At 71.9% G+C, this 19,048-nt stretch carries 16 protein-coding genes; 7 read left to right on the top strand and 9 right to left on the bottom strand.

Annotated elements, in window-relative coordinates; genetic code table 11:
• Nucleotides 1–61 precede the first annotated feature (61 nt).
• Nucleotides 62–658, bottom strand: a complete 597-nt coding sequence (def, locus tag Q0L15_RS07005) for a peptide deformylase (RefSeq protein WP_296603216.1) — start codon at nucleotides 656–658, stop codon at nucleotides 62–64.
• An 80-nt stretch (nucleotides 659–738) separates the two neighbouring features.
• On the opposite strand from def, the gene Q0L15_RS07000 reads away from it, so the two are divergent.
• Entirely contained in the window at nucleotides 739–2,115 is a 1,377-nt protein-coding gene (locus Q0L15_RS07000; protein ID WP_296603214.1) for an acyl-CoA dehydrogenase family protein, read from the top strand.
• Nucleotides 2,115–3,332, top strand: coding sequence for an acyl-CoA dehydrogenase family protein (locus Q0L15_RS06995; RefSeq protein ID WP_296603213.1), 1,218 nt, complete (start codon nucleotides 2,115–2,117; stop codon nucleotides 3,330–3,332). Before Q0L15_RS07000 ends, Q0L15_RS06995 begins: the two co-directional genes overlap by 1 nt.
• Nucleotides 3,333–3,448: 116 nt before the next feature.
• On the opposite strand, the gene Q0L15_RS06990 is transcribed toward Q0L15_RS06995, so the two are convergent.
• Nucleotides 3,449–4,180 (bottom strand): hypothetical protein, encoded by a 732-nt coding sequence (locus Q0L15_RS06990; RefSeq protein ID WP_296603211.1) that lies wholly within the window; start codon nucleotides 4,178–4,180, stop codon nucleotides 3,449–3,451.
• An 80-nt stretch (nucleotides 4,181–4,260) separates the two neighbouring features.
• Here Q0L15_RS06990 and Q0L15_RS06985 point away from each other — a divergent pair, with 80 nt between their 5' ends.
• The gene (locus tag Q0L15_RS06985; RefSeq protein WP_296603209.1) at nucleotides 4,261–5,577 is read left to right on the top strand and encodes a DUF2252 domain-containing protein; all 1,317 of its coding nucleotides are present in this window, start codon (nucleotides 4,261–4,263) and stop codon (nucleotides 5,575–5,577) included.
• 208 nt (nucleotides 5,578–5,785) lie between these two features.
• Here Q0L15_RS06985 and galK read toward each other — a convergent pair whose 3' ends face one another.
• Nucleotides 5,786–6,970, bottom strand: a complete 1,185-nt coding sequence (gene galK / locus Q0L15_RS06980; RefSeq protein WP_296603208.1) for a galactokinase — start codon at nucleotides 6,968–6,970, stop codon at nucleotides 5,786–5,788.
• A gap of 42 nt (nucleotides 6,971–7,012) precedes the next feature.
• Here galK and Q0L15_RS06975 point away from each other — a divergent pair, with 42 nt between their 5' ends.
• Nucleotides 7,013–8,449: a GuaB1 family IMP dehydrogenase-related protein gene (locus tag Q0L15_RS06975; RefSeq protein WP_296603207.1), complete on the top strand. Its 1,437-nt coding sequence runs from the start codon at nucleotides 7,013–7,015 to the stop codon at nucleotides 8,447–8,449.
• Nucleotides 8,450–8,451: 2 nt separating this feature from the next.
• On the opposite strand, the gene Q0L15_RS06970 is transcribed toward Q0L15_RS06975, so the two are convergent.
• Nucleotides 8,452–10,182: a BCCT family transporter gene (locus tag Q0L15_RS06970; RefSeq protein WP_296603206.1), complete on the bottom strand. Its 1,731-nt coding sequence runs from the start codon at nucleotides 10,180–10,182 to the stop codon at nucleotides 8,452–8,454.
• A gap of 46 nt (nucleotides 10,183–10,228) precedes the next feature.
• Complete coding sequence (locus Q0L15_RS06965; RefSeq protein WP_296603204.1) at nucleotides 10,229–10,822, bottom strand: LysR family substrate-binding domain-containing protein; 594 nt, start codon at nucleotides 10,820–10,822, stop codon at nucleotides 10,229–10,231.
• Nucleotides 10,823–10,857: 35 nt separating this feature from the next.
• Here Q0L15_RS06965 and Q0L15_RS06960 point away from each other — a divergent pair, with 35 nt between their 5' ends.
• Entirely contained in the window at nucleotides 10,858–11,250 is a 393-nt protein-coding gene (locus Q0L15_RS06960; protein ID WP_296603203.1) for a GAF domain-containing protein, read from the top strand.
• A gap of 115 nt (nucleotides 11,251–11,365) precedes the next feature.
• On the opposite strand, the gene Q0L15_RS06955 is transcribed toward Q0L15_RS06960, so the two are convergent.
• The 3 genes from Q0L15_RS06955 to Q0L15_RS06945 are packed head-to-tail and all read right to left on the bottom strand — an operon-like array spanning nucleotide 11,366 to nucleotide 13,947.
• Nucleotides 11,366–12,061, bottom strand: coding sequence for an FAD-binding oxidoreductase (locus tag Q0L15_RS06955; protein ID WP_296603202.1), 696 nt, complete (start codon nucleotides 12,059–12,061; stop codon nucleotides 11,366–11,368).
• A gap of 10 nt (nucleotides 12,062–12,071) precedes the next feature.
• Nucleotides 12,072–12,695, bottom strand: coding sequence for a sulfite oxidase-like oxidoreductase (locus tag Q0L15_RS06950; protein ID WP_296603200.1), 624 nt, complete (start codon nucleotides 12,693–12,695; stop codon nucleotides 12,072–12,074).
• A gap of 28 nt (nucleotides 12,696–12,723) precedes the next feature.
• Nucleotides 12,724–13,947, bottom strand: a complete 1,224-nt coding sequence (locus Q0L15_RS06945; protein ID WP_296603198.1) for a hypothetical protein — start codon at nucleotides 13,945–13,947, stop codon at nucleotides 12,724–12,726.
• Between the two features lie 104 nt (nucleotides 13,948–14,051).
• On the opposite strand from Q0L15_RS06945, the gene fadD1 reads away from it, so the two are divergent.
• Together fadD1 and Q0L15_RS06935 are read left to right on the top strand one after the other, a co-directional pair.
• Nucleotides 14,052–15,650, top strand: coding sequence for a fatty-acid--CoA ligase FadD1 (gene fadD1 / locus Q0L15_RS06940; RefSeq protein WP_296603196.1), 1,599 nt, complete (start codon nucleotides 14,052–14,054; stop codon nucleotides 15,648–15,650).
• A gap of 46 nt (nucleotides 15,651–15,696) precedes the next feature.
• Nucleotides 15,697–17,154 carry an LCP family protein gene (locus Q0L15_RS06935; RefSeq protein WP_296603194.1) on the top strand — a complete coding sequence of 486 codons (1,458 nt, stop codon included), beginning with the start codon at nucleotides 15,697–15,699 and terminating at the stop codon, nucleotides 17,152–17,154.
• 21 nt (nucleotides 17,155–17,175) lie between these two features.
• On the opposite strand, the gene Q0L15_RS06930 is transcribed toward Q0L15_RS06935, so the two are convergent.
• The gene (locus Q0L15_RS06930) at nucleotides 17,176–18,888 is read right to left on the bottom strand and encodes a CHAP domain-containing protein (RefSeq protein WP_296603192.1); all 1,713 of its coding nucleotides are present in this window, start codon (nucleotides 18,886–18,888) and stop codon (nucleotides 17,176–17,178) included.
• Between the last annotated feature and the right edge of the window lie 160 nt (nucleotides 18,889–19,048).

The raw sequence follows: 19,048 nt of genomic DNA, 5'->3' as shown, positions 1-19,048 counted from the left end.
ACCAAACCGCACGCCTCCGGCGGCCCGGCCGTGACGCCGAGGCCGGGCCAGCCCGGGTCGGTCAGGCGGGCCAGTCGGCGGGGTAGTCCTCGGCCAGCCGGTCGTGGGCCTTCTGGAGCTTCTTGCGCAGCTTGGTCGAGAGACGGTCGCCGAACACGGTGCCGAGGGTGTGGTCGGTCTCGTGCTGCAGGCAGCGGGCGAGCATCCCGTCGCCGGCGAACTCGACCGGCTCGCCGTCGAGCCCGGTGCCGGTGACCGAGGCGTGGTCGGGGCGCGCGCACTCCACGAACGCGCCGGGGAAGGAGAGGCAGCCCTCCTCGTCCTCCTCGAGCTGCCGGTCGCGCCCCTCGGGGAGGGCCAGCACGGGGTTGCAGACGACACCGACCGTGTGGCGACCGGAGGCATCGGGGCAGTCGAAGACGAAGACGGCCCGGTCGACGCCGATCTGGCAGGCCGCGAGACCGACGCCGTCGGCGGCGTACATCGTCGCGACCATGTCGGCGACCAGCGTGCGCAGCTCGTCGTCGTACGCCGTCACCGGCTCCTGCGGCCGGTGCATCACGGGTGTGCCCCACCGGGTGATCGGGCGGACGGTGCCACCGCTCGGCAGCGGACCGTACGGCGCGCGGGCTGACTCCTGGTCCGGCGTGGGGGGCATGGGGCCAGGCTATCGAGCGTGTGACCCGACCCACGGCGCGGCCTGTAGCCCGGAGTGTAACTGCGAGTTACATTGTGGCCATGTCCCTGATCCACAGCCTGAGGCCCGGCGGCAAGCACGGGTTGTCCTCGAAGGAGACGCGCGACCCGATCGGGTACGCCGTCGCCGCGCTCAGCCGGCTCGCGCAGAGCGACGTCCTCGACCGGGTCGGCCTGCGCAAGCAGACCGAGAAGGGCGTCTTCACCGTGACCCGGGCCGGGTTCAAGACCGCCACGACCGCGAGTCGCCAGTTCGCCCGCGCCGGGCGCGGCGGCAGCGCCGGCGCGCGCCCGACCAGTGCGCCGCGCACCGGCGTCTTCGACCTCACGCCGACCGAGGACGAGCAGATGCTCGTCGACGTCGTCACCGAGCTCGCCACCGAGGTGCTCCGCCCCGCGGCCGCCGAGGCCGATGAGGCGTGCGCGGCCCCCGCGGAGGTGCTCGCGGCGGGACTGGAGGTCGGCCTGCCGATCCTGGGTCTGCCCGAGGAGCTGGGCGGTATCTCCGAGGAGCGCTCGGCGGTCGCCGGTGCCCTGGTCGCCGAGGCACTCGCGCGCGGCGACATGGGCCTCGCGGTCGCCTCCCTCGCACCCGGATCGGTCGCCACCGCGATCGGCCTCTGGGGCACCGAGGAGCAGCAGCAGACCTACCTGCCGGCGTTCACCGAGCCCTCCGGCGACGCGTCGGTGCCGGCGGCGGCGCTTGCGCTCGGCGAGCCGAGCGTGCTCTTCGACCCGCTGGCCCCGGCGACGACGGCCGTGCGCGACGGTGACCGTCTGGTCCTCAACGGCGTGAAGTCGGCTGTCGTGCGCGGCGCCGAGGCCGAGCTGTTCGTCGTCGGCGCGCAGCTCGACGGTGCGCCGGTGCTGGTGCTCGTCGAGTCGAGCACGCCCGGGCTCGAGGTGGTCGCCGACCCCGGCATGGGCGTGCGGGCGGCTGGCCTGACCCGGCTGGTCCTCACCGACGTCTCGGTCCCGGCCGACGCGGTGCTCGGCGCGACCGACGGCACGACGTACGCCGAGTGCGTGCGCCTCTCCCGCCTGGCCTGGTGTGCGCTCGCCGTGGGCACCGGACAGGCGGTGCTCGACTACGTGACGCCGTACGTCAAGGAGCGCGAGGCGTTCGGTGAGCCGATCGCCCACCGCCAGTCCGTGGCGTTCATGGTCGCCAACATCGCGATCGAGCTGCAGGCGATGCGGCTGCTGACGTGGAAGGCCGCGGCGCGCGCCGCCGCGGGCAAGGAGTTCGCTCGTGAGGTCGGCCTCGCGCGGCGGCTGTGTGCCGAGAAGGGCATGCAGATCGGTCTCGACGGCGTCCAGCTGCTCGGCGGCCACGGGTACGTGAAGGAGCACCCGGTGGAGCGGTGGTACCGCGACCTCCGGGCCGTCGGCGTGATGGAAGGTGCGGTGCTGATCTGATGGCGATCAACCTGGACGATCCCAAGAAGTTCCGGCCTCTCGTGGGCCAGGCCCACCAGGTCGCGATGAACATGCTGCGGCCGATCTCGCGGAAGTACGACAAGGGGGAGCACGAGTACCCCAAGGAGCTCGACATGCTGGCCGCGATGATCGACGGGCTCTCCGAGTCCGGTGCGGCCGAGGGTGCCGGTGCGGCCGGCGTCCGCCGTGAGGAGTCCCCGACGGATGCCGGCACGGTGAAGAACGGCTCCAACCTGGCCTCGGTGATGTCGATCGCCGAGATGTGCTGGGGCGACGTCGGCCTGCTGCTGTCGATGCCGCGTCAGGGCCTCGGCAACTCCGCGATCGCGTCGGTGGCCAACGAGGAGCAGCTCGCCCGCTTCGACGGCGTCTGGGCGGCGATGGCGATCACCGAGCCCGGCACCGGGTCGGACTCGGCGAACATCAAGACGACCGCCGTGCTCGACGGCGACGAGTACGTCCTCAACGGCGAGAAGATCTTCGTCACCTCCGGGGAGCGTGCCGACGCCGTCGTGGTGTGGGCGACGCTCGACCGCGAGCTCGGGCGGGCGGCGATCAAGTCGTTCGTGGTGCCCAAGGGCACGCCCGGCATGCGGGTGGAGCGGCTCGAGCACAAGCTCGGCATCAAGGCCTCCGACACCGCGACCATCATCTTCGACGACTGCCGGGTGCCGAAGGAGAACCTGCTGGGCTCGCCGGAGATCGACACCAAGCAGGGCTTCGCCGGCGCGATGGCGACCTTCGACAACACTCGACCGCTCGTGGCCTCGATGGCCGTGGGGTGCGCCAAGGCCGCCCTCGACCTCACTCGCGAGCTGCTCGAGCAGGCCGGCGTCGTGGTCGACTACGACCGTCCGGCGTTGACGCAGTCGGCGGCCGCCGCGAAGTTCCTCCAGCTCGAGGCCGACTGGGAGGCCGCGCACCTGTTGATGCTGCAGGCGGCGTGGATGGCCGACAACCGTCAGCCGAACTCGCTCGAGGCCTCGATGGCCAAGGCGAAGGCGGGCCGGGCGGGCACCGACATCACGCTGTCGTGCGTCGAGCTGGCCGGCACCCTCGGGTTCAGCGAGTCCGAGCTGCTGGAGAAGTGGGCGCGCGACTCCAAGATCCTCGACATCTTCGAGGGCACCCAGCAGATCCAGCAGCTGATCGTGGCCCGCCGGGTGCTCGGCCTGACGAGCGGCGAGCTGAAGTAGGCGTGCTGGCGTAGCGCACGTCGGCAGCACAGCGTCGGCAGCACAGCGACAGGGCGCCGTCGTGGTCTTCCGACCCCGACGGCGCCCTTGGTGCTGTGAGCGCGTGGTGGGCCTGCTCAGCCCTGGTCGCCCTCGACCGCCGGCGCGGCCTTCTTGACCGGGAGCTTGGCGCCCGGCGAGCTCGCGGGCGTCTTGGCGGCGGTCTTCTTCGCCGTGGACTTCTTCGCCGTGGACTTCTTCGCAGGAGACTTCGTCGCGGCCGCCTTCACGGCAGGCTGGCGCGCCGTGGCCTTCTTGGCGACGTCGGCCGGGGTCGCGTCGACGTGGGTGGCGTCGGCGGCGGCGTCGATCGACGTCGTCGGCGCGGTGGTCGGCTCGGGCGTCGGCTGCTGGGCGGCCTGCTCCTTCACGAGCTCGGTGGCGACGTCGGTCACCGGAGGCTTGGTCGGGGTGGGCGTGCTCTTCTTCGCCGTGGCCTTCTTGGCGGGGGCCTTGGCGGGGGTCTTGGCGGGGGTCTTGGCGGGGGTCCGCTTCGCCGGTGCGGGCGCGGGAGCCGCGGGCGGCGCGGTGGACGCGGTCGGCTCGCTGGGCGCGTCGGGCACCGCGCGGAGAGGCTCGTCGCTGGGCCGCACCGGCGCGGACGGCGTACCGCCGCGGTTGCCCAGGCGGCTCGTGACGGCGCCGGCCGCGGTCTTGGTGACCTGCCCCGCGACCAGCTTGCCGAGGGAGATCGTGCCCTTGGCCTGCTCGACGGCCCTCTCGGCCGACTCGACGGGATGCGTGATCGCTCCCTTCACAGTGCCGACGACGGATTCCTGGAGCTTGCTGAGCGGGCTTTTCCTGGCCACGGTGGTCCCTTCGATCGATGGAGGTCGGTCGTGCCTTGGTCCCAAGCATGTACCCAGTCCGTCTGGGCATGCTGCGTGGCATGGCCCACTCCCGTGACGACCGCAGCGACCTGATCGTGACGACCCTCGAGGAGGCGTTCGCGCCGCTGATGGAGGCCGACCCCGTCGCGTTCCGGGGAAAGTACCGGCGGATGGCGTCGGACCCGCACGCGTTCTACCGCGGCACCGCCTGCCTGTTCTACGCCGACGTCACGGCGTCGGAGGATCCGTTCGCCGACGAGCGCAGCGGCCGGATCTGGATCCACGGCGACCTGCACGTCGAGAACTTCGGGACCTATCTCAACTCCGACGGTCGGCTGGTCTTCGACGTCAACGATTTCGACGAGGCCTACCTCGGGCGCTTCACCTGGGACCTGCAGCGCTTCGCCGCGTCCCTCGCACTGGTCGGCTGGCAGAAGGCGCTGCCCGAGGACGACGTACGCCGCCTCGTCGGCCGGTACCTGCGCTCCTACCTCGCTCAGGTCGACGCCTACCGGCGCAGCGAGGACGACGACGACTTCGCGCTGCACCTGGACAACACCGAGGGGCCGATCCGCGACGCCCTGGTCGATGCGCGGCTGCGGCGGCGGGCCGACCTGTTGGACCGGCTCACGGTGGTGACCGACGGCACCCGGGGCCTGCGGGAGGACGGCTCGGTGCGCCGGCTCGGACGCCGGGAGCGCTCGAAGGTCGTCGCGGCGTTCGAGCGCTACCTCGACTCGATCCCCGAGGACAAGCGGTTCGACCGGTCGCTGTTCTACGACCTGCGTGACGTCGTCGGGAAGTCCGGCTTCGGCATCGGCAGCGCCGGGCTGCCGGCGTACAACCTGCTCGTCGAGGGCTACAGCCAGGCGCTCGACAACGACGTCGTGCTGTCGATGAAGCAGGCGAACGTCCCGGCGGTGAGCCGGTTCGTGAACTCGGCCGACGTCGAGCGGTACTTCGAGCACGAGGGGCACCGCACGGTCGTCAGCCAGCGGGCGCTGCAGGCCCACACCGACCCGCTGCTCGGATACACCGACCTGGACGGGGTCGGGTACGTCGTGTCCGAGCTCTCGCCCTACGAGGTCGACCTCGACTGGTCCGGGCTCACCGAGCCCGACCAGGTCAAGAGCGTCGTCGACCTCCTCGGCCGGGCGACCGCCAAGATCCACTGCGCCTCCGACGAGGACAGCGACCAGGACCTCGTCGACTTCCAGGTCGAGGAGGCGATCGCCGGTGTGCTCGATGGCCGCCGCAAGGAGCTGATCGCCTGGGTCACCGACTTCGCCCTGTCCTACGCCGACCGGGTCCGCGAGGACCACGCCCTGTTCGTCGCTGCGTTCCGCCAGGGCCGGATCGGGGTGTCCGCCACCTGAGGTCCGCCGGCTCGGGTGGCTCGGGTGGCTCGCCGTTTGGTCACCAACGACATGCGCCGGGGCTCGATCTCTGCCGTTGGTGACCAAACGACATGCATCAGCCGGCCGGTCGCCGAGGCGGGCGGACAGGGCGCGACCGTTGCGGTTTGGTCACCAACGACATGTCCCGGGGCGAAATCTCTGCCGTTGGTGACCAAACGACAGAGATTCAGCCGGAGGAGAGGAGCGAGGCGGCGGCGGCGGGCTCGGCGCGCAGGTGCTGCGGTGCGCCGAAGCCGGCGGCCACGAAGGCCGCGTCGATCGCTCGGACGGCGGCGTCGAGCCGGTCCGTCGGAACGAGGGCGATCGAGGAGCCGCCGAAGCCGCCCCCGGTCATCCGGGCGCCCACCGCGCCGGCCTCGACCGCGGTGGTGACGGCGACGTCGAGCTCGGGGCAGGAGATCTCGAAGTCGTCGCGCATGGAGACGTGTGAGTCGCGGAAGGCCCGTCCGATCGCGGTCCAGTCCCTCGTCTCGAGCGCGTCGACGGTGTCGCGGACCCGGGCGATCTCGGTGACGATGTGGCGCGCCCGGCGCCGGATGCGCTCGTCCTGGAGGCCCTCGACGTCCTCGAGCGTGGCCTGGCGCAACGACGGCACGCCCAGCGTCGCGGCGGCCGCCTCGCAGTCGGCCCGGCGCGCGGCGTACCCACCGTCGACGAGCGCGTGGGAGACCCGGGTGTCCGTGACGAGCAGGGCCAGGTCCGCACGCTCGAGACCCAGCGCCACGTCGGCGGTCTCGACGAGGCCCTCGAAGTCGATCAGCAGCGCCGCGCCCGCCGAGGCCAGCATCGAGACGGTCTGGTCCATCCCGCCGGTCGGAGCGCCGGCGACCTCGGACTCGGCCCGGATGCAGGCCGTGACGAGCTCGTGACGCGTCGCGCGGTCGGGGTCGATGCCCAGGACCCCGCACGCAGCCAGCGCCACGGAGCACTCGAGGGCGGCCGAGCTCGACAGGCCCGCGCCCAGGGGGACGGTGCCGTGGACGAGGATGTCGACCCCCGGGACGTCGTACCCCGCGTCGCGCATCGCCCAGAGCACGCCGGCGACGTACGCCGCCCACCCCTCGACGTCGCCGGGGCCCAACGCGCCGAGCGTGCCGGTCCACGGCTCGGCCTCCTCCAGGCTCCCGATCCGCACCACGTCGTCGGGCCGCGGTGACATCGCCGCGTAGGTCGCGTGCGGCAGGGCGACCGGCAGGACGAGTCCCCGGTTGTAGTCGGTGTGCTCGCCGATCAGGTTCACCCGGCCAGGCGCCCGCGCCACGACGGCGGGTGGTCCGCCGTACGCCTCCGCGAAGGCCGTGCGGGCGGTGTCCGCGAGCTCGCTGGGGTCCCCGGGTTCGACGAAGGCCATGGAGCCACCCTAGGGAGGGGCCTGCGCGTAGGCTCACCCGACGTGCAGTTCCTCGACGCGGTCACCCCGCACCACGACCTGACCTACGACGACGTCTTCATGGTGCCGCGACACTCCGCGGTCGCCAGCAGGTACGACGTCGACCTGGCCACCACCGACGGCACCGGCGCCACGCTGCCGATCGTGGTCGCCAACATGACCGCCATCGCCGGCAAGCGGATGGCGGAGACCGTGGCCCGGCGAGGCGGCCTCACCGTGATCCCGCAGGACATCCCGACGCCCGTCGTCGCCGAGGTCGTGCGGTTCGTGAAGTCGCGCCACCTGGTGTTCGACACCCCCATCGAGCTCACGCCGCACCAGACGGTCGCCGAGGCGCTCGCCCTGATCCCCAAGCGCGCGCACCGCGCGGCGGTCGTGGTCGACGAGGGCCGACCCGTCGGCGTGGTCGCGGAGGCCGACTGCGTCGACGTGGACCGGTTCGCCCAGGTGCGGCACGTGATGCGGGCGCCGGCCGTCCTCCTCGACGAGGCCGCGGACCCGCGGGCTGCCTTCGACGCCCTGGACCGCGAGCACGCACCGCTGGCGGTAGCCGTGGACGCCGGAGGACGGCTGGTCGGTGTCCTGACCCGGACCGGCGCGCTGCGCGCCGCGCTCTACCCGCCGGCGGTCGACCACCAGGGCGGACTCCGGGTCGCCGCGGCGGTCGGGGTGAACGGCGACGTCGCCCAGAAGGCGCGTGACCTGCTCGAGGCCGGCGTCGACTGCCTGGTCGTCGACACCGCGCACGGGCACCAGGACCGGATGCTCGAGGCGCTGCGCGCGATCCGCGCCCTCGATCCCGCCGTGCCGGTCGCCGCGGGCAACGTGGTGTCGGCGGAGGGCACCCGCGCCCTCGTCGAGGCCGGGGCGGACATCGTCAAGGTCGGCGTCGGCCCGGGCGCCATGTGCACCACCCGGATGATGACCGGCGTCGGTCGGCCGCAGTTCTCCGCGGTGCTGGAGTGCGCGCGCACCGCGAGGGACCTCGGGAAGCACGTGTGGGCCGACGGGGGAGTGCGCTACCCGCGCGACGTGGCCCTCGCCGTGGCGGCCGGCGCCTCGGCCGTGATGATCGGCTCGTGGTTCGCCGGCACCCACGAGTCTCCCGGCGACCTGATGCTCGACTCCGACGGCCGCGCCTACAAGGTGTCGTTCGGCATGGCCTCGGCTCGCGCTGTGGCCAGCCGGACGGCCGGAGAGTCGGCGTACGAGCGGGCCCGCAAGGGTCTCTACGAGGAGGGCATCTCCTCCTCGCGGATGTACCTCGACCCCGCCCGCCCCGGCGTGGAGGACCTCGTCGACCAGATCTGCTCCGGGCTGCGCTCGGCCTGCACGTACGCCGGCGCGACGACGCTCACCGAGCTCCACGAGCGCGCCGTCGTCGGTGTGCAGTCGGCCGCCGGCTTCCACGAGGGACGCCCGCTCGCCACGAGCTGGTAGGGCTACTGGGGATCCGCCTGCGGGTCGCGGTCGACCGCGATGACGAAGTCGTCGCCGTGCTCGGTGACGCCCGCGATCACGGCCTGCTCGACCGCCTCTTCGGCGTACCGGCGCCGGACGATGAGCGGGTCGGAGCGCAGGTCTCGAACGAGGGACACCGCCAGACCCACCATGACCAGCACGAAGGGCAGAGCACCGACGATCGTCAGCGTCTGCAGCCCGGTGAGTCCTTCGTCCCCACCCACGAGGAGCATCACGGCGGCAACGGCTCCGGTCGCGACACCCCAGAACACCACGGTCGCCCGTCGCGGGGTCTGCGTCCCCCGCTCCGACAGCGTCCCCATCACGATGGAGGCGGCATCGGCGCCCGAGACGAAGAAGATGGCGACCAGCACCATCACGACCACGCTCGCCACGGTCGCGAGCGGGTAGGACTCCAGCATCGTGAAGAGCTGCTCCTCGACTGCTCCGGCGCCGGCGATGTCGGTGCCGCTGCGCTGCAGGTCGATCGCCGCGCCGCCGAAGATGCAGAACCAGACGAGCGTCACCAGGCTCGGGACGAGCAGCACCCCGCTGACGAACTGACGGATCGTCCGACCGCGCGAGATGCGGGCGATGAACATGCCCACGAACGGTGTCCACGACAGCCACCAGGCCCAGTAGAAGACCGTCCACGACTGGAGCCACTCGCTCGTGTCGGTGCCCTCGGCGCCGGTCCGCGCCGACATCATCGCGAGGTCCTGCACGTAGCTGCCGAGCGCGGTCGGCACCAGGTCGAGGATGAACACCGTCGGGCCGAGGACGAACACGAACAGTGCCAGGGCCAGGGCCAGCACCATGTTGATGTTCGAGAGCCACTGGATGCCCTTGGCCACCCCGGACACCGCAGAGAGCACGAACGCGGCGGTGAGCACCGAGATGATCAGGACCAGCACGGCGTTGCCGACGCTCCCGATCCCGGTCACGATCTGCAGGCCACTGCGGATCTGCAGCGCACCCAGGCCCAAGGAGGCCGCCGACCCGAACAGGGTCGCGAAGATCGCGAGCATGTCGATCACGCGTCCCCAGCCGCCGTGGGCGCGCCGCCCGAGCAGCGGCTCGAAGGCCGCGGAGATGAGCTGGACGCGCCCCTTTCGGTAGACACCGTACGCGATCGCGAGCCCCACCACCGCGTAGATCGCCCACGGGTGCAGCGTCCAATGGAACAGCGTCGTCGCCATCGCGTGCTGGACGGCTGCCGGGTTGCCCTCGGCGCCCGTGCCGGGCGGCGGTGTGACGACGTGGGTGAGCGGCTCGCTCACGCCGTAGAACATCAGCCCGATCCCCATCCCGGCGCTGAACATCATGGCCACCCAGGAGATGGTCCGGAACTCCGGCTCCTCGTCGTCACGGCCCAACGGGATGTTGCCGAAGCGGCTCAGCGCCAGCCAGAGCACGAAGACGACGAACCCGCTGGCGGTGAGGACGAACAGCCACCCGGTGTTGGTCATCGTCCACCCGAGCGCCTCCGAGGACGCCAAGGCCAGCGAGGAGGTGCTCACGAAACCCCAGACCAGGAAGGCGACCGCCGCGGCGGCCGTCACGCCGAACACGACGCGGTCCACACCCGTGCCGTTCGGGCGTCGCTCCTCGACGGCGGTGTCCAGGGCGGGGTGCGGTACGACGTCGGCCGCGGGGGAGCTCAGGGCGTCCGCAGCCCGGTGGGTGGCAGGGGATTGCTGGTCGGTGCTCATCAGTGACCACTACCGCGTGGCGGGTCCGGAGAAACCGTGAGGACGCTCACCCCCGCGAGCTGCGCTCCGTCCGCCCGCGCACGATGCCGATGAAACGCTGCACCCACGGGTCGTCGTTGTCGATGAGCCAGGCCAGGCCGACCTTCGTGGGCTCGAGGTCGCTCACCACGCGGTAGGTCACGTCCCGCCGGTGGTGCAGCCGGGCGATCGACATCGGGACGATCACGACGCCGGTGCCGCCGGCGACCACCTCGACCGCGTCCTTGACGGTCATCACCGGCCACGCGAGCTGCTCGACCTCGGGGGTCCAGCCGGAGGGATGGGGGAGCACCAGCTGCTCCCCGGCGAGGTCGGCGGTCGTGACCTCCTCCGCGAGGGTGAGGACGTTCTCGGTGCTCATCACCGCCACCTGGAGCTCGTCGTACAGCGGGATGCAGTGCAGCCCGTCGCGGTCGATCGGCAGCCGGACGATCGCCATGTCGAGGGTGCCTTCGCGGACGCGGTCCTCCTGCTCCTCCTGGGCCAGCGGGACCAGCTCGAGGGGGTCGCGGGCGAACCGGGTGCGCCAGACGCCGGCCCACTTGTCCGGGGTCGCGCCGGTCACGAACCCCACCCTGAAGTGTCCGAACGCCTCGCTCACGGGCCCACCCTACGGTCGGTCCCTACGATGCCAGGGTGCCGACCTTTCGCGCGCCGATGCAGTCGCGTCTCGACGACGTCGACCGCTGGGCGGCCGTCGAGCGGGCCCTCGTGCTCGGGGTCGTGGGCATGGGCGCCCGCACGGCCGACGAACCGACCGCGGCCCGCCTCGAGCGGTTCCGTGCCGTCCCCGACGGTGCCGAGGTCTGGACCCGGGACGAGGACGGGCTTTTCCACCGTGGTGTGGTGACCGGTCCGCTCCGCTTCGACGCGAGCCCGGCGGCGTACGACGCCGACCTGCAGCAGGTCCGCGACTGCGCCTGGGACCCCGAGCCCCTGCCCGAGCACCGCGTGCCGGCCCCGGTCGCCGCGACGTTCCGGCGTGGCGGGCGCAACTTCCAGCGCATCCGGACGATGGACGTCGGTTGACCTGACGGCTCCGCCCCGCCGGGAATGTGTGTCGTTTGGTCACCAACGGCAGAGATTCCGCCCCGGGGCATGTCGTTGGTGACCAAACCGCACCACCTCCGGGGAGCGGCCAGCGTCAGCCCGACTCGCCGAACTGCTCGACACGGATGGCGTCGGCGCGCATGCCCGACTCCTGGAGCAGCCGGGTGGCGTACGACGCGAACCCGACCGAGCCGCAGATATAGGCCCGCTCCGCCCCGTGGACCAAGGTCTCCATCTCGGCGGGGTACGGCGGGGCCGCGACCCGGTCGCCGAGGTTCTCCCGCGTCAGGGCGAGGAAGGCGCCGTAGCGCTGCAGCTCGGCGGCGTAGGGCAGCTCGGACCAGGTGCGCCCCACGGCCACGACCCGCAGCAGGTCGTGCAGGCCGAGCCGTCGGGCGTACCGGGTCATCGCCACCACCGGCACCACCCCGGAGCCGCCGGCCAGGCACACCGCCGGCACGTCGCCCTCCCACACGAACCAGCCGCCGATGGGTCCGCGCAGCTCGAGCACGTCGCCCACCTCGGCGATGTCGTGGAGGAAGCCCGAGACCTCCCCGCCCGGCAGGCACTCGACCATCAGCTCCAGCAGCGGGTCGTCGGGGTCGGACGCGACGGAGTAGGAGCGCTGGGCGGTGTAGCCGTCGGGCGCCCGCAGCCGCACGACGTAGTGCTGCCCGGGCATGTGGTCGACCCGGTCGTCGACGTGCAGGCGCAGCCGCACCAGCCGGTCGGTCGGGTGGTCGATCTCGATGATCGTCCCGGTCGTCCAGCCGCCGGCGGGAGCCGTCATCGGCCCCTCCTCACGGGTCGCCCTGGTAACGCTGCTCGAGCCAGGGATCGCCGCGGTCGTGGTAGCCGTTCTGCTCCCAGAACCCGGGGCGGTCGTGCTCGAGCAGCTCGAGCCGGGTGATCCACTTCGCGGACTTCCAGAAGTAGAGGTGCGGCACCAGCAGCCGAGCCGGGCCGCCGTGCCCGCGTGGGAGGGGCGAGCCGCCGACCTCCCAGACGACCCAGGCCTTGCCGCCGGTCACGTCCGCGAGCGGGAGGTTGGTCGTGTACCCGGTCGTGGAGTGCGCGAGCACGTACGCCGCCTCGGGCAGCGGCCGCGCGACCTCGAGCAGGGTGTCGACGCTCACCCCGGTGAACGTCATGTCGAACTTCGACCACGTGGTCACGCAGTGGATGTCGCCGACGTACGACGAGCGCGGCAGCGCCTGGAGCTCGCTCCAGGTCCAGCTGTGCGGCTCGGCGACCAGCCCGTCGACGCTCATCCGCCACTGCTCCTCCCACTGCTCCTGGGAGAGGCTGGGCGTGGCCTCGGCGGTCAGCGTGGGCCAGGAGCTGCCGGTGTCGTACTGGCCCGGCGGCAGCCGATCGGGGCGCTCGGGCCGGCGTCGGCCGGTGAAGCCACGGGTGATGGGCACCGATCCAGTATGACGGGTGGTTGAAGCCTCACACGGGCGTGATCGGGAGCGACCTGCGCGGTTCGAACGCGAACGACGAGCCGGTGCTGAAGCGGGTCACCGCCACCTCGTCGGCCTCGGGAGCCGGGTCGCGACGGCGCACGACCCGCGCCGTCCACTCCGCGGCCGTGCCCGAGACCTCGACGTCGAGGTGGGGGTCGACCGCGCGCACCACGGCCTGCAGGGGACGCTCGCGCCCGGGACCGCACAGCGCGATCCACGCGCCGTCCTGGGTCGCGGCCCCCGGGCGCACGCTCACCGCGCTGTCGAGCACCGTCGCGTCGACGTACGCCGCCGGGTTGAGCAGCGGGTGCAGCTCGAGGACCCGCACCGGGTCGTCGAGGTCGAGGGCCCGCGCGATCCGCTCGGCCGCGATCCCGGCGATCCCGACCAGCTGCTTGGTCATGACCTCGAGCGCCTGCGTCCCGTCGACGGCCCGAGCCCGGACGGCGAGCCCGAAGGAGAGGTTCAGCAGGTGCATCTGCAGGCACACCTCGTCGGCGATCCGCACGAGTGCGGAGTGTGAGAACGCTGCGAAGTCGACGTCGCCCACCAGCGGACCGGAGTAGTCGCCAGCGCCCTCGTCCGCGGTGTCGATCGGATCGAGGTCGAGGGTCGCGGCCCGCGTCGCCGCGATCGTGAAGTACGGCGCCAGCGGCTCCACCGGTGGGTGCGACTCGTCGATCGTCACGGTCCACGCACAGTGCGGGTGCCGGTCGGCCGGGGAGCGCGGCGGACGGTGCACGGGCCGTACCTGCGCGCGCGGGTTGGTCGCCACCGCGGTGGCGTCGAAGGTCGGGTCCTCGATGTCGTGACACATCGAGACGACGTACTCCTCGCCCATCGGCTCGACATCCATCAGCGCGCCGCAGTGGTCGAGGTGGAACGTGCCGTGCCAGGGATCGGTGACCTCGTAGCGGAAGTCCATGAACTGCGGGGGAGCGCCGATGTCGAGCTGCAGCCCCTTGAAGATCGTCACGACGTCACTGCCCTCGTAGCCCAGCGCGCGCTGCATGCGACGGGTGTAGACCGGGCTGGCGCCGGCCCACTCCTCGATCGCGATCTGCGCCATCTCCTCGCGGCCCCAGGCCGAGATGCACCACGCCATGCCGGATCGGTCGATGAGCTGTCCGACCAGCAGCAGCTCGGGGACGAGGGTGGCCAACTCCGCGCGCGACAGGGCGGCATACCGGCTCGCGGAGCGGCTGGGCACGGTGCCTCCCGACGCGTCATGGAACTAGAACGTGTTGCAGACTAGTCGATCGTCGCCTAGTTTGACGCGCGTCAGCGAGCGAGGGGCGACCGAGGGGGAACCACGTGGCGGAGACCGTGCAGCAGCTGCTGCGGGAGCGGGCCGAGGACGACCACACCGCCGTCCGGTACGCCGAGCAGAGCTGGACCTGGCGCGAGCACGTGGCCGAGTCCGAGGCCGTGGCGGCCGCGCTCATCGGCGTCGCGGATCGCGGACGGGTCCTGCACGTCGGCACCCTGCTCGGCAACACCCCGGACATGCTGCGCGCGATGGCCGGCGCGGCGCTCGGCGGCTACGTGCTGTGCGGCATCAACACCACGCGCCGGGGGGAGGGACTGCGCGCCGACATCCACCGCGCCGAGTGCCAGCTGCTGGTCACCGACGCCGAGCACCGGCCGCTGCTCGAGGGTCTCGACCTCGACGGCGTCCGGGTCCTCGACACCTCGACCCAGGAGTGGGCCGACCTGGTCGCCGCGGCCGGGCCGCTGACGCCGTACCGCGAGGTGGGCGCGATGGACACGTTCATGATGATCTTCACCTCGGGCACCAGCGGGGATCCCAAGGCCGTCCAGGTCAGCCACCTGATGGTGCTGTTCGCGGGCCTCAACCTGCAGGGCCGCTACGGCCTCGGGGGTGACGACGTCTGCTACGTCTCCATGCCGCTGTTCCACTCCAATGCGGTCGTCGCGGGCTGGAGCCCCGCCGTCTGCGGAGGATCCACGATCGTCCCGGCGCGATTCAGCGCCTCGCGGTTCCTCGACGACGTGCGCCGCTACGGCGTGACGTACATGAACTACGTCGGCAAACCGCTCGCCTACGTCCTCGCCACGCCCGAGCGGCCCGACGACGCGGACAACCCGCTGCGGGTGGCGTTCGGCAACGAGGCCAGCGATCGCGACATCGACGAGTTCAGCCGGCGCTTCGGCTGCGAGGTGTGGGACGGCTTCGGCTCCACCGAGCTCGCGGTGATCATCACCCGCGAGCCCGGCACCCCGCGCGGCTCGATCGGGCGCGGCGCCGACGGCGTCGCGATCTACGACCCCGAGACCGTCACCGAGTGCGAGGTCGCGGTCCTCGACGAGCACGGCGCGCTCACGAACGCCGACCGCGCCGTGGGAGAGCTGGTCAACACCCAGGGCGCGGGCTACTTCAACGGCTACTACAACGACAGCTCCGCGAACGAGGAGCGGCTGCGTCACGGCATGTACTGGTCCGGCGACCTGGCCTACCGCGACGCCGACGGCTGGATCTACCTGGCGGGCCGAACGGCCGACTGGATGCGGGTCGACGGGGAGAACCTCGCCGCCGCACCCATCGAGCGGATCCTCCAGCGGCTCCCCGCGATCAACCGCGTCGCCGTCTACGCCGTGCCCGACGAGAACGTCGGCGACCAGGTGATGGCCGCGGTCGTGCTCCAGGACGGGGCGAGCCTGACACCAGCGGAGCTCGAGACGTTCCTCGCCGCGCAGCCCGACCTGTCGCCCAAGGGCTGGCCGCGCTACGTGCGGATCGCCCCCGACCTGCCGAGCACGGCCACCAACAAGGTGCTCAAGCGCGAGCTCGCGGCGCAGGGCCCGACGCCCGGCGACGGCGTCCTCTGGGTGCGCGCCGAACGCGGTCGCACGTACGACGAGCAGCCTGCGCGCGCTCTGACAGTGCCCTGACATTGCTGCGGTAGCCTCTGCTCGGTTCGGCCGGGAGGGTACGCGCATGTCGACGTCGGTGGAGACGCCCGCGTCTGCGGCACGCCCTCGGCACCGCGCGGCACGGCCCGCGCGGACCTTCCGTCGGGCCCGCACGCTCGCCGGGGCCCTCTGGGTCACGATCATGGGCGCCCTGCTGCCGGGCGCCGGCTACCTGTGGACCCGACGCCGCCTCGGCTACGTCGTGCTCGTGCCGTTCCTCGCCGGCCTGCTGCTGCTCGGGCTCTACGCCCGCGACCTGAACCGGCTCGTGGACTTCGCCTTCGACCCCGCCCGGCTGCGGGTGGCGGCCGTCGTGATCGGGGTCGCGTTCGTGGGCTGGGCCTTCGTCGTGGTGACGACGTACGCGATGGCACGTCCGCGCGGGATGACGCGTCTCGAGGGCGGTCTCGGGGCGTTGGTCGTCTCGCTGCTGTGCATCCTGGTCGCCCTGCCGGCCGTCCAGAGCGTCCGGATCGCGATGACCCAGGCCCACTTCGTCGCGACCGTCTTCGACGACGAGCAGACCGCGACCACTCCCGAGGACGTCACGGAGGCGGACCCGTGGGCCGGTCGGGAGCAGGTCAACGTCCTGCTGCTGGGCGGTGACGGCGGCGTCGGGCGCACCGGTATCCGCACCGACTCGGTGATCCTGCTCAGCATGAACACCCAGAGCGGCAAGGCGGTGATGTTCAGCCTGCCGCGCAACATGATGAACGCGCAGTTCCCCGAGGACAGCCCACTGCACGAGGTGTTCCCCGACGGCTTCCGCGGCGAGGGCGACCCGGGCAACTGGATGCTCAACGCCGTCTACAGCCAGGTGCCGGCGCTCTACCCGCACATCCTCGGCGACTCCGAGAACGAGGGTGCCGACGCGGTGAAGCAGGCGGTGGCGGGCAGCCTGGGTACCCACGTCGACTACTACGTCCTGATCAACCTGCTCGGCTTCCAGCAGCTCGTCGACGCCATCGGCGGCGTGACCGTGAACATCAACGAACCGATCGCGATCAACGGCAACACCGACCTCGGCATCCCACCGACCGGCTACCTCGAGCCGGGTCCCGACCAGCACCTCGACGGCTTCCACGCGCTGTGGTACTCCCGCGGCCGCTGGGGCTCCGACGACTACGAGCGGATGCTGCGCCAGCGCTGCATGGTCAGCGCCATCATCGACGAGGCCGACCCGCTCAACGTGCTGCGCCGCTACCAGGACCTCGCGAAGGCGGGGGAGGAGATCCTGCGCACCGACGTCCCTCGGAAGCTGATGCCGGCCTTCGTCGACCTCGCGCTCAAGGTCAAGGAGAAGAAGATCAAGTCGATGGCCTTCGTGTCCTCGGACAAGTTCTTCTCCGGTGACCCCGACTTCACGTGGATGCAGTCGGTGGTCGACAAGGCCCTCGAGCCTCGCGCACCCTCCGGTCCCCAGGACGACGCCGGCACCCCGGTCAAGACCGAGGACGCCTGCGGCTACCACCCGGAGGGCTGAGCGCCGGGCGAGCCTCGAGGCTCAACGCACGCGGACCGTGCGGGTGACGACGAGCCGGTTGACCGTGTCGCTGCCGGCGTACCGCACGGTCATGGTGCGCTTGCCCGGCGCCAGGTCCTTGATCCGCAGGGTCGCGGTGCCGCCACGCAGGGTGACCTGGTGGGCGACGCCGGCGAACCGGACGACGACAGGCCCGGTCACCTGGTCGACGCCGGTGGCCGTCAGGGAGATCGTCACCTTGACGCGGTGCTTCCCGGGCGTGACGAGGAGGCGCATCCGCGGGTCGGTCTTGACGGTCTCCGAGCGAGGCGTCTCGAGCGTCGTCGTCGTGTAGCCGGGCCGCGACAGGGTGACCCGGGCGGAGATGCGGCTGCCGAGATCGCTGTTCGTGACGGCGTACGACGTCCCGGTCGCGTCCGGCACGGACTGGCCGTCGCGCAGCCACTGGATGCCGACCACGACCTGGCCGTCGCCCGGGGCGAACCGGCCGGGGTCGACCGTCAGCGTCTCGCCGAGCCGCGCAGTGCCCTGGAGGGACGGCGCGGTGTCGACGGCGAACGTGCCCGGTGCGACCGGCAGGCTCGGCGCGGCCGCGGCCGTCACGGGGTTGTAGCCCGTGCGCACCGCCGTGACCTGAGCCGTGATGGTCCGGCCGACGAGCTCGGGGCCGAGAGCCAGCGTGGTCGTGTCTGCACCCGGGATCGCAGCACCGTCGGCGAACCACGCGTAGGTGAGCGTCGACGGGGCGGGGTTCCAGGTGCCGGGGGAGAGCGTGAGGGAGGAGTCGACCTTCGCCTCACCGGTGATCGCCGGCACGGTGAGGTTCTTCAGCTGCCCGGGCTGCACGGGCTCGGTCGGGACGGAGGTCGCCGACGCGGACGGGTAGCCGAGCTGGGTCGCGGTGGCGCGCACGGTCAGCTGCTGGTCGAGCTGTGCCCGGGTCAGCTTGAGGGTCGTGCCCACGGCGCCTGCGACCGGTTCGCCGTCGGCGAGCCACTGGTAGCTCACGTTCACCGCCGTCGGGCGCCACGCGCCGGAGCTGGCGGTGAGCACGGCGCCCACCTTGGGGGTGCCCGAGACGACCGGGACCTCGACGTTGGTCAGCGGCTTGTCGTTGAAGTGCACGAACCCACTGGGCCAGTTGCCGCTGCTGCGGGTCACGACGGCCCAGGAGAAGTCGCCGTTCCAGCTGTCCTGCGAGATCACGATCTCGTCCGCGGAGACCACGCGCTCGACGTAGGCGACGTGGCCCGAGGAGCCGGCAGGCCCGGTGTTGGCCTTCCACCACGCGACCGCGCCGACGCGCGGCGTGCCGTCGGTGATCGAGGACATCGAGGTGCCCCAGTAGGTGGCGTTGCCGCCGCCCGACCACGGCCGCTCGTTCGGCAGCCCGCTCTTGACCATCCGGTACGCCGCGTAGTTGGTGCAGTTGTGACCGGCGTACATGCGCCAGTACATGGTCCGGCTGTTGGTGGCGTAGCCGGCGTTGCCCATGCCGGCGTCGCGGCACGCGTTGTAGCCCATGCAGAGGTACGCGCTGCGCTTGAAGACCGCGGAGGGCTCGCCGTTCGGGTCGGGCGCGCCGAGCATCCCGGCCTTCCCGCCCGTGTCGGTCGAGACCGGAGCAACCGGGGCGGCGGACGCGGGTGCCGGTGCGAACGCCAGCAGCCCCGCGACCACCGCGCCGACGAGTGCGGAGGTCAGGGGCGCGCGCAGGCGAGATCGCGTCGTCACGGGTGGGAGTCTAGGGACAGTTGACGCCTGTTGGGAACAAAGTGACGAAATTGTCAAGGAGACACGCCGATGGCAAAGGTTAAAACTACATCCGTGTAATTCGTGTTCCCGCGACCATCTCCGGCGCACGGACGGCGCACGGACGGCGCACGGACGGCGC

Source organism: Nocardioides sp. (genome assembly GCF_024509035.1).
Classification (GTDB): Bacteria; Actinomycetota; Actinomycetes; order Propionibacteriales; family Nocardioidaceae; genus Nocardioides.
The sequence above is the reverse complement of the archived record's forward strand: the minus strand, read 5'-3'. Positions and strand labels throughout refer to the sequence as shown.

Excerpts from the sequence above, each read along its gene's own strand:
- def (WP_296603216.1), bottom strand. The coding sequence starts at position 658 with ATGCCCCCCACGCCGGACCAGGAGTCAGCCCGCGCGCCGTACGGTCCG.
- Q0L15_RS07000 (WP_296603214.1), top strand. The coding sequence starts at position 739 with ATGTCCCTGATCCACAGCCTGAGGCCCGGCGGCAAGCACGGGTTGTCC.
- Q0L15_RS06995 (WP_296603213.1), top strand. The coding sequence starts at position 2,115 with ATGGCGATCAACCTGGACGATCCCAAGAAGTTCCGGCCTCTCGTGGGC.
- Q0L15_RS06985 (WP_296603209.1), top strand. The coding sequence starts at position 4,261 with ATGGCCCACTCCCGTGACGACCGCAGCGACCTGATCGTGACGACCCTC.
- galK (WP_296603208.1), bottom strand. The coding sequence starts at position 6,970 with ATGGCCTTCGTCGAACCCGGGGACCCCAGCGAGCTCGCGGACACCGCC.
- Q0L15_RS06970 (WP_296603206.1), bottom strand. The coding sequence starts at position 10,182 with ATGAGCACCGACCAGCAATCCCCTGCCACCCACCGGGCTGCGGACGCC.
- Q0L15_RS06955 (WP_296603202.1), bottom strand. The coding sequence starts at position 12,061 with ATGACGGCTCCCGCCGGCGGCTGGACGACCGGGACGATCATCGAGATC.
- Q0L15_RS06935 (WP_296603194.1), top strand. The coding sequence starts at position 15,697 with ATGTCGACGTCGGTGGAGACGCCCGCGTCTGCGGCACGCCCTCGGCAC.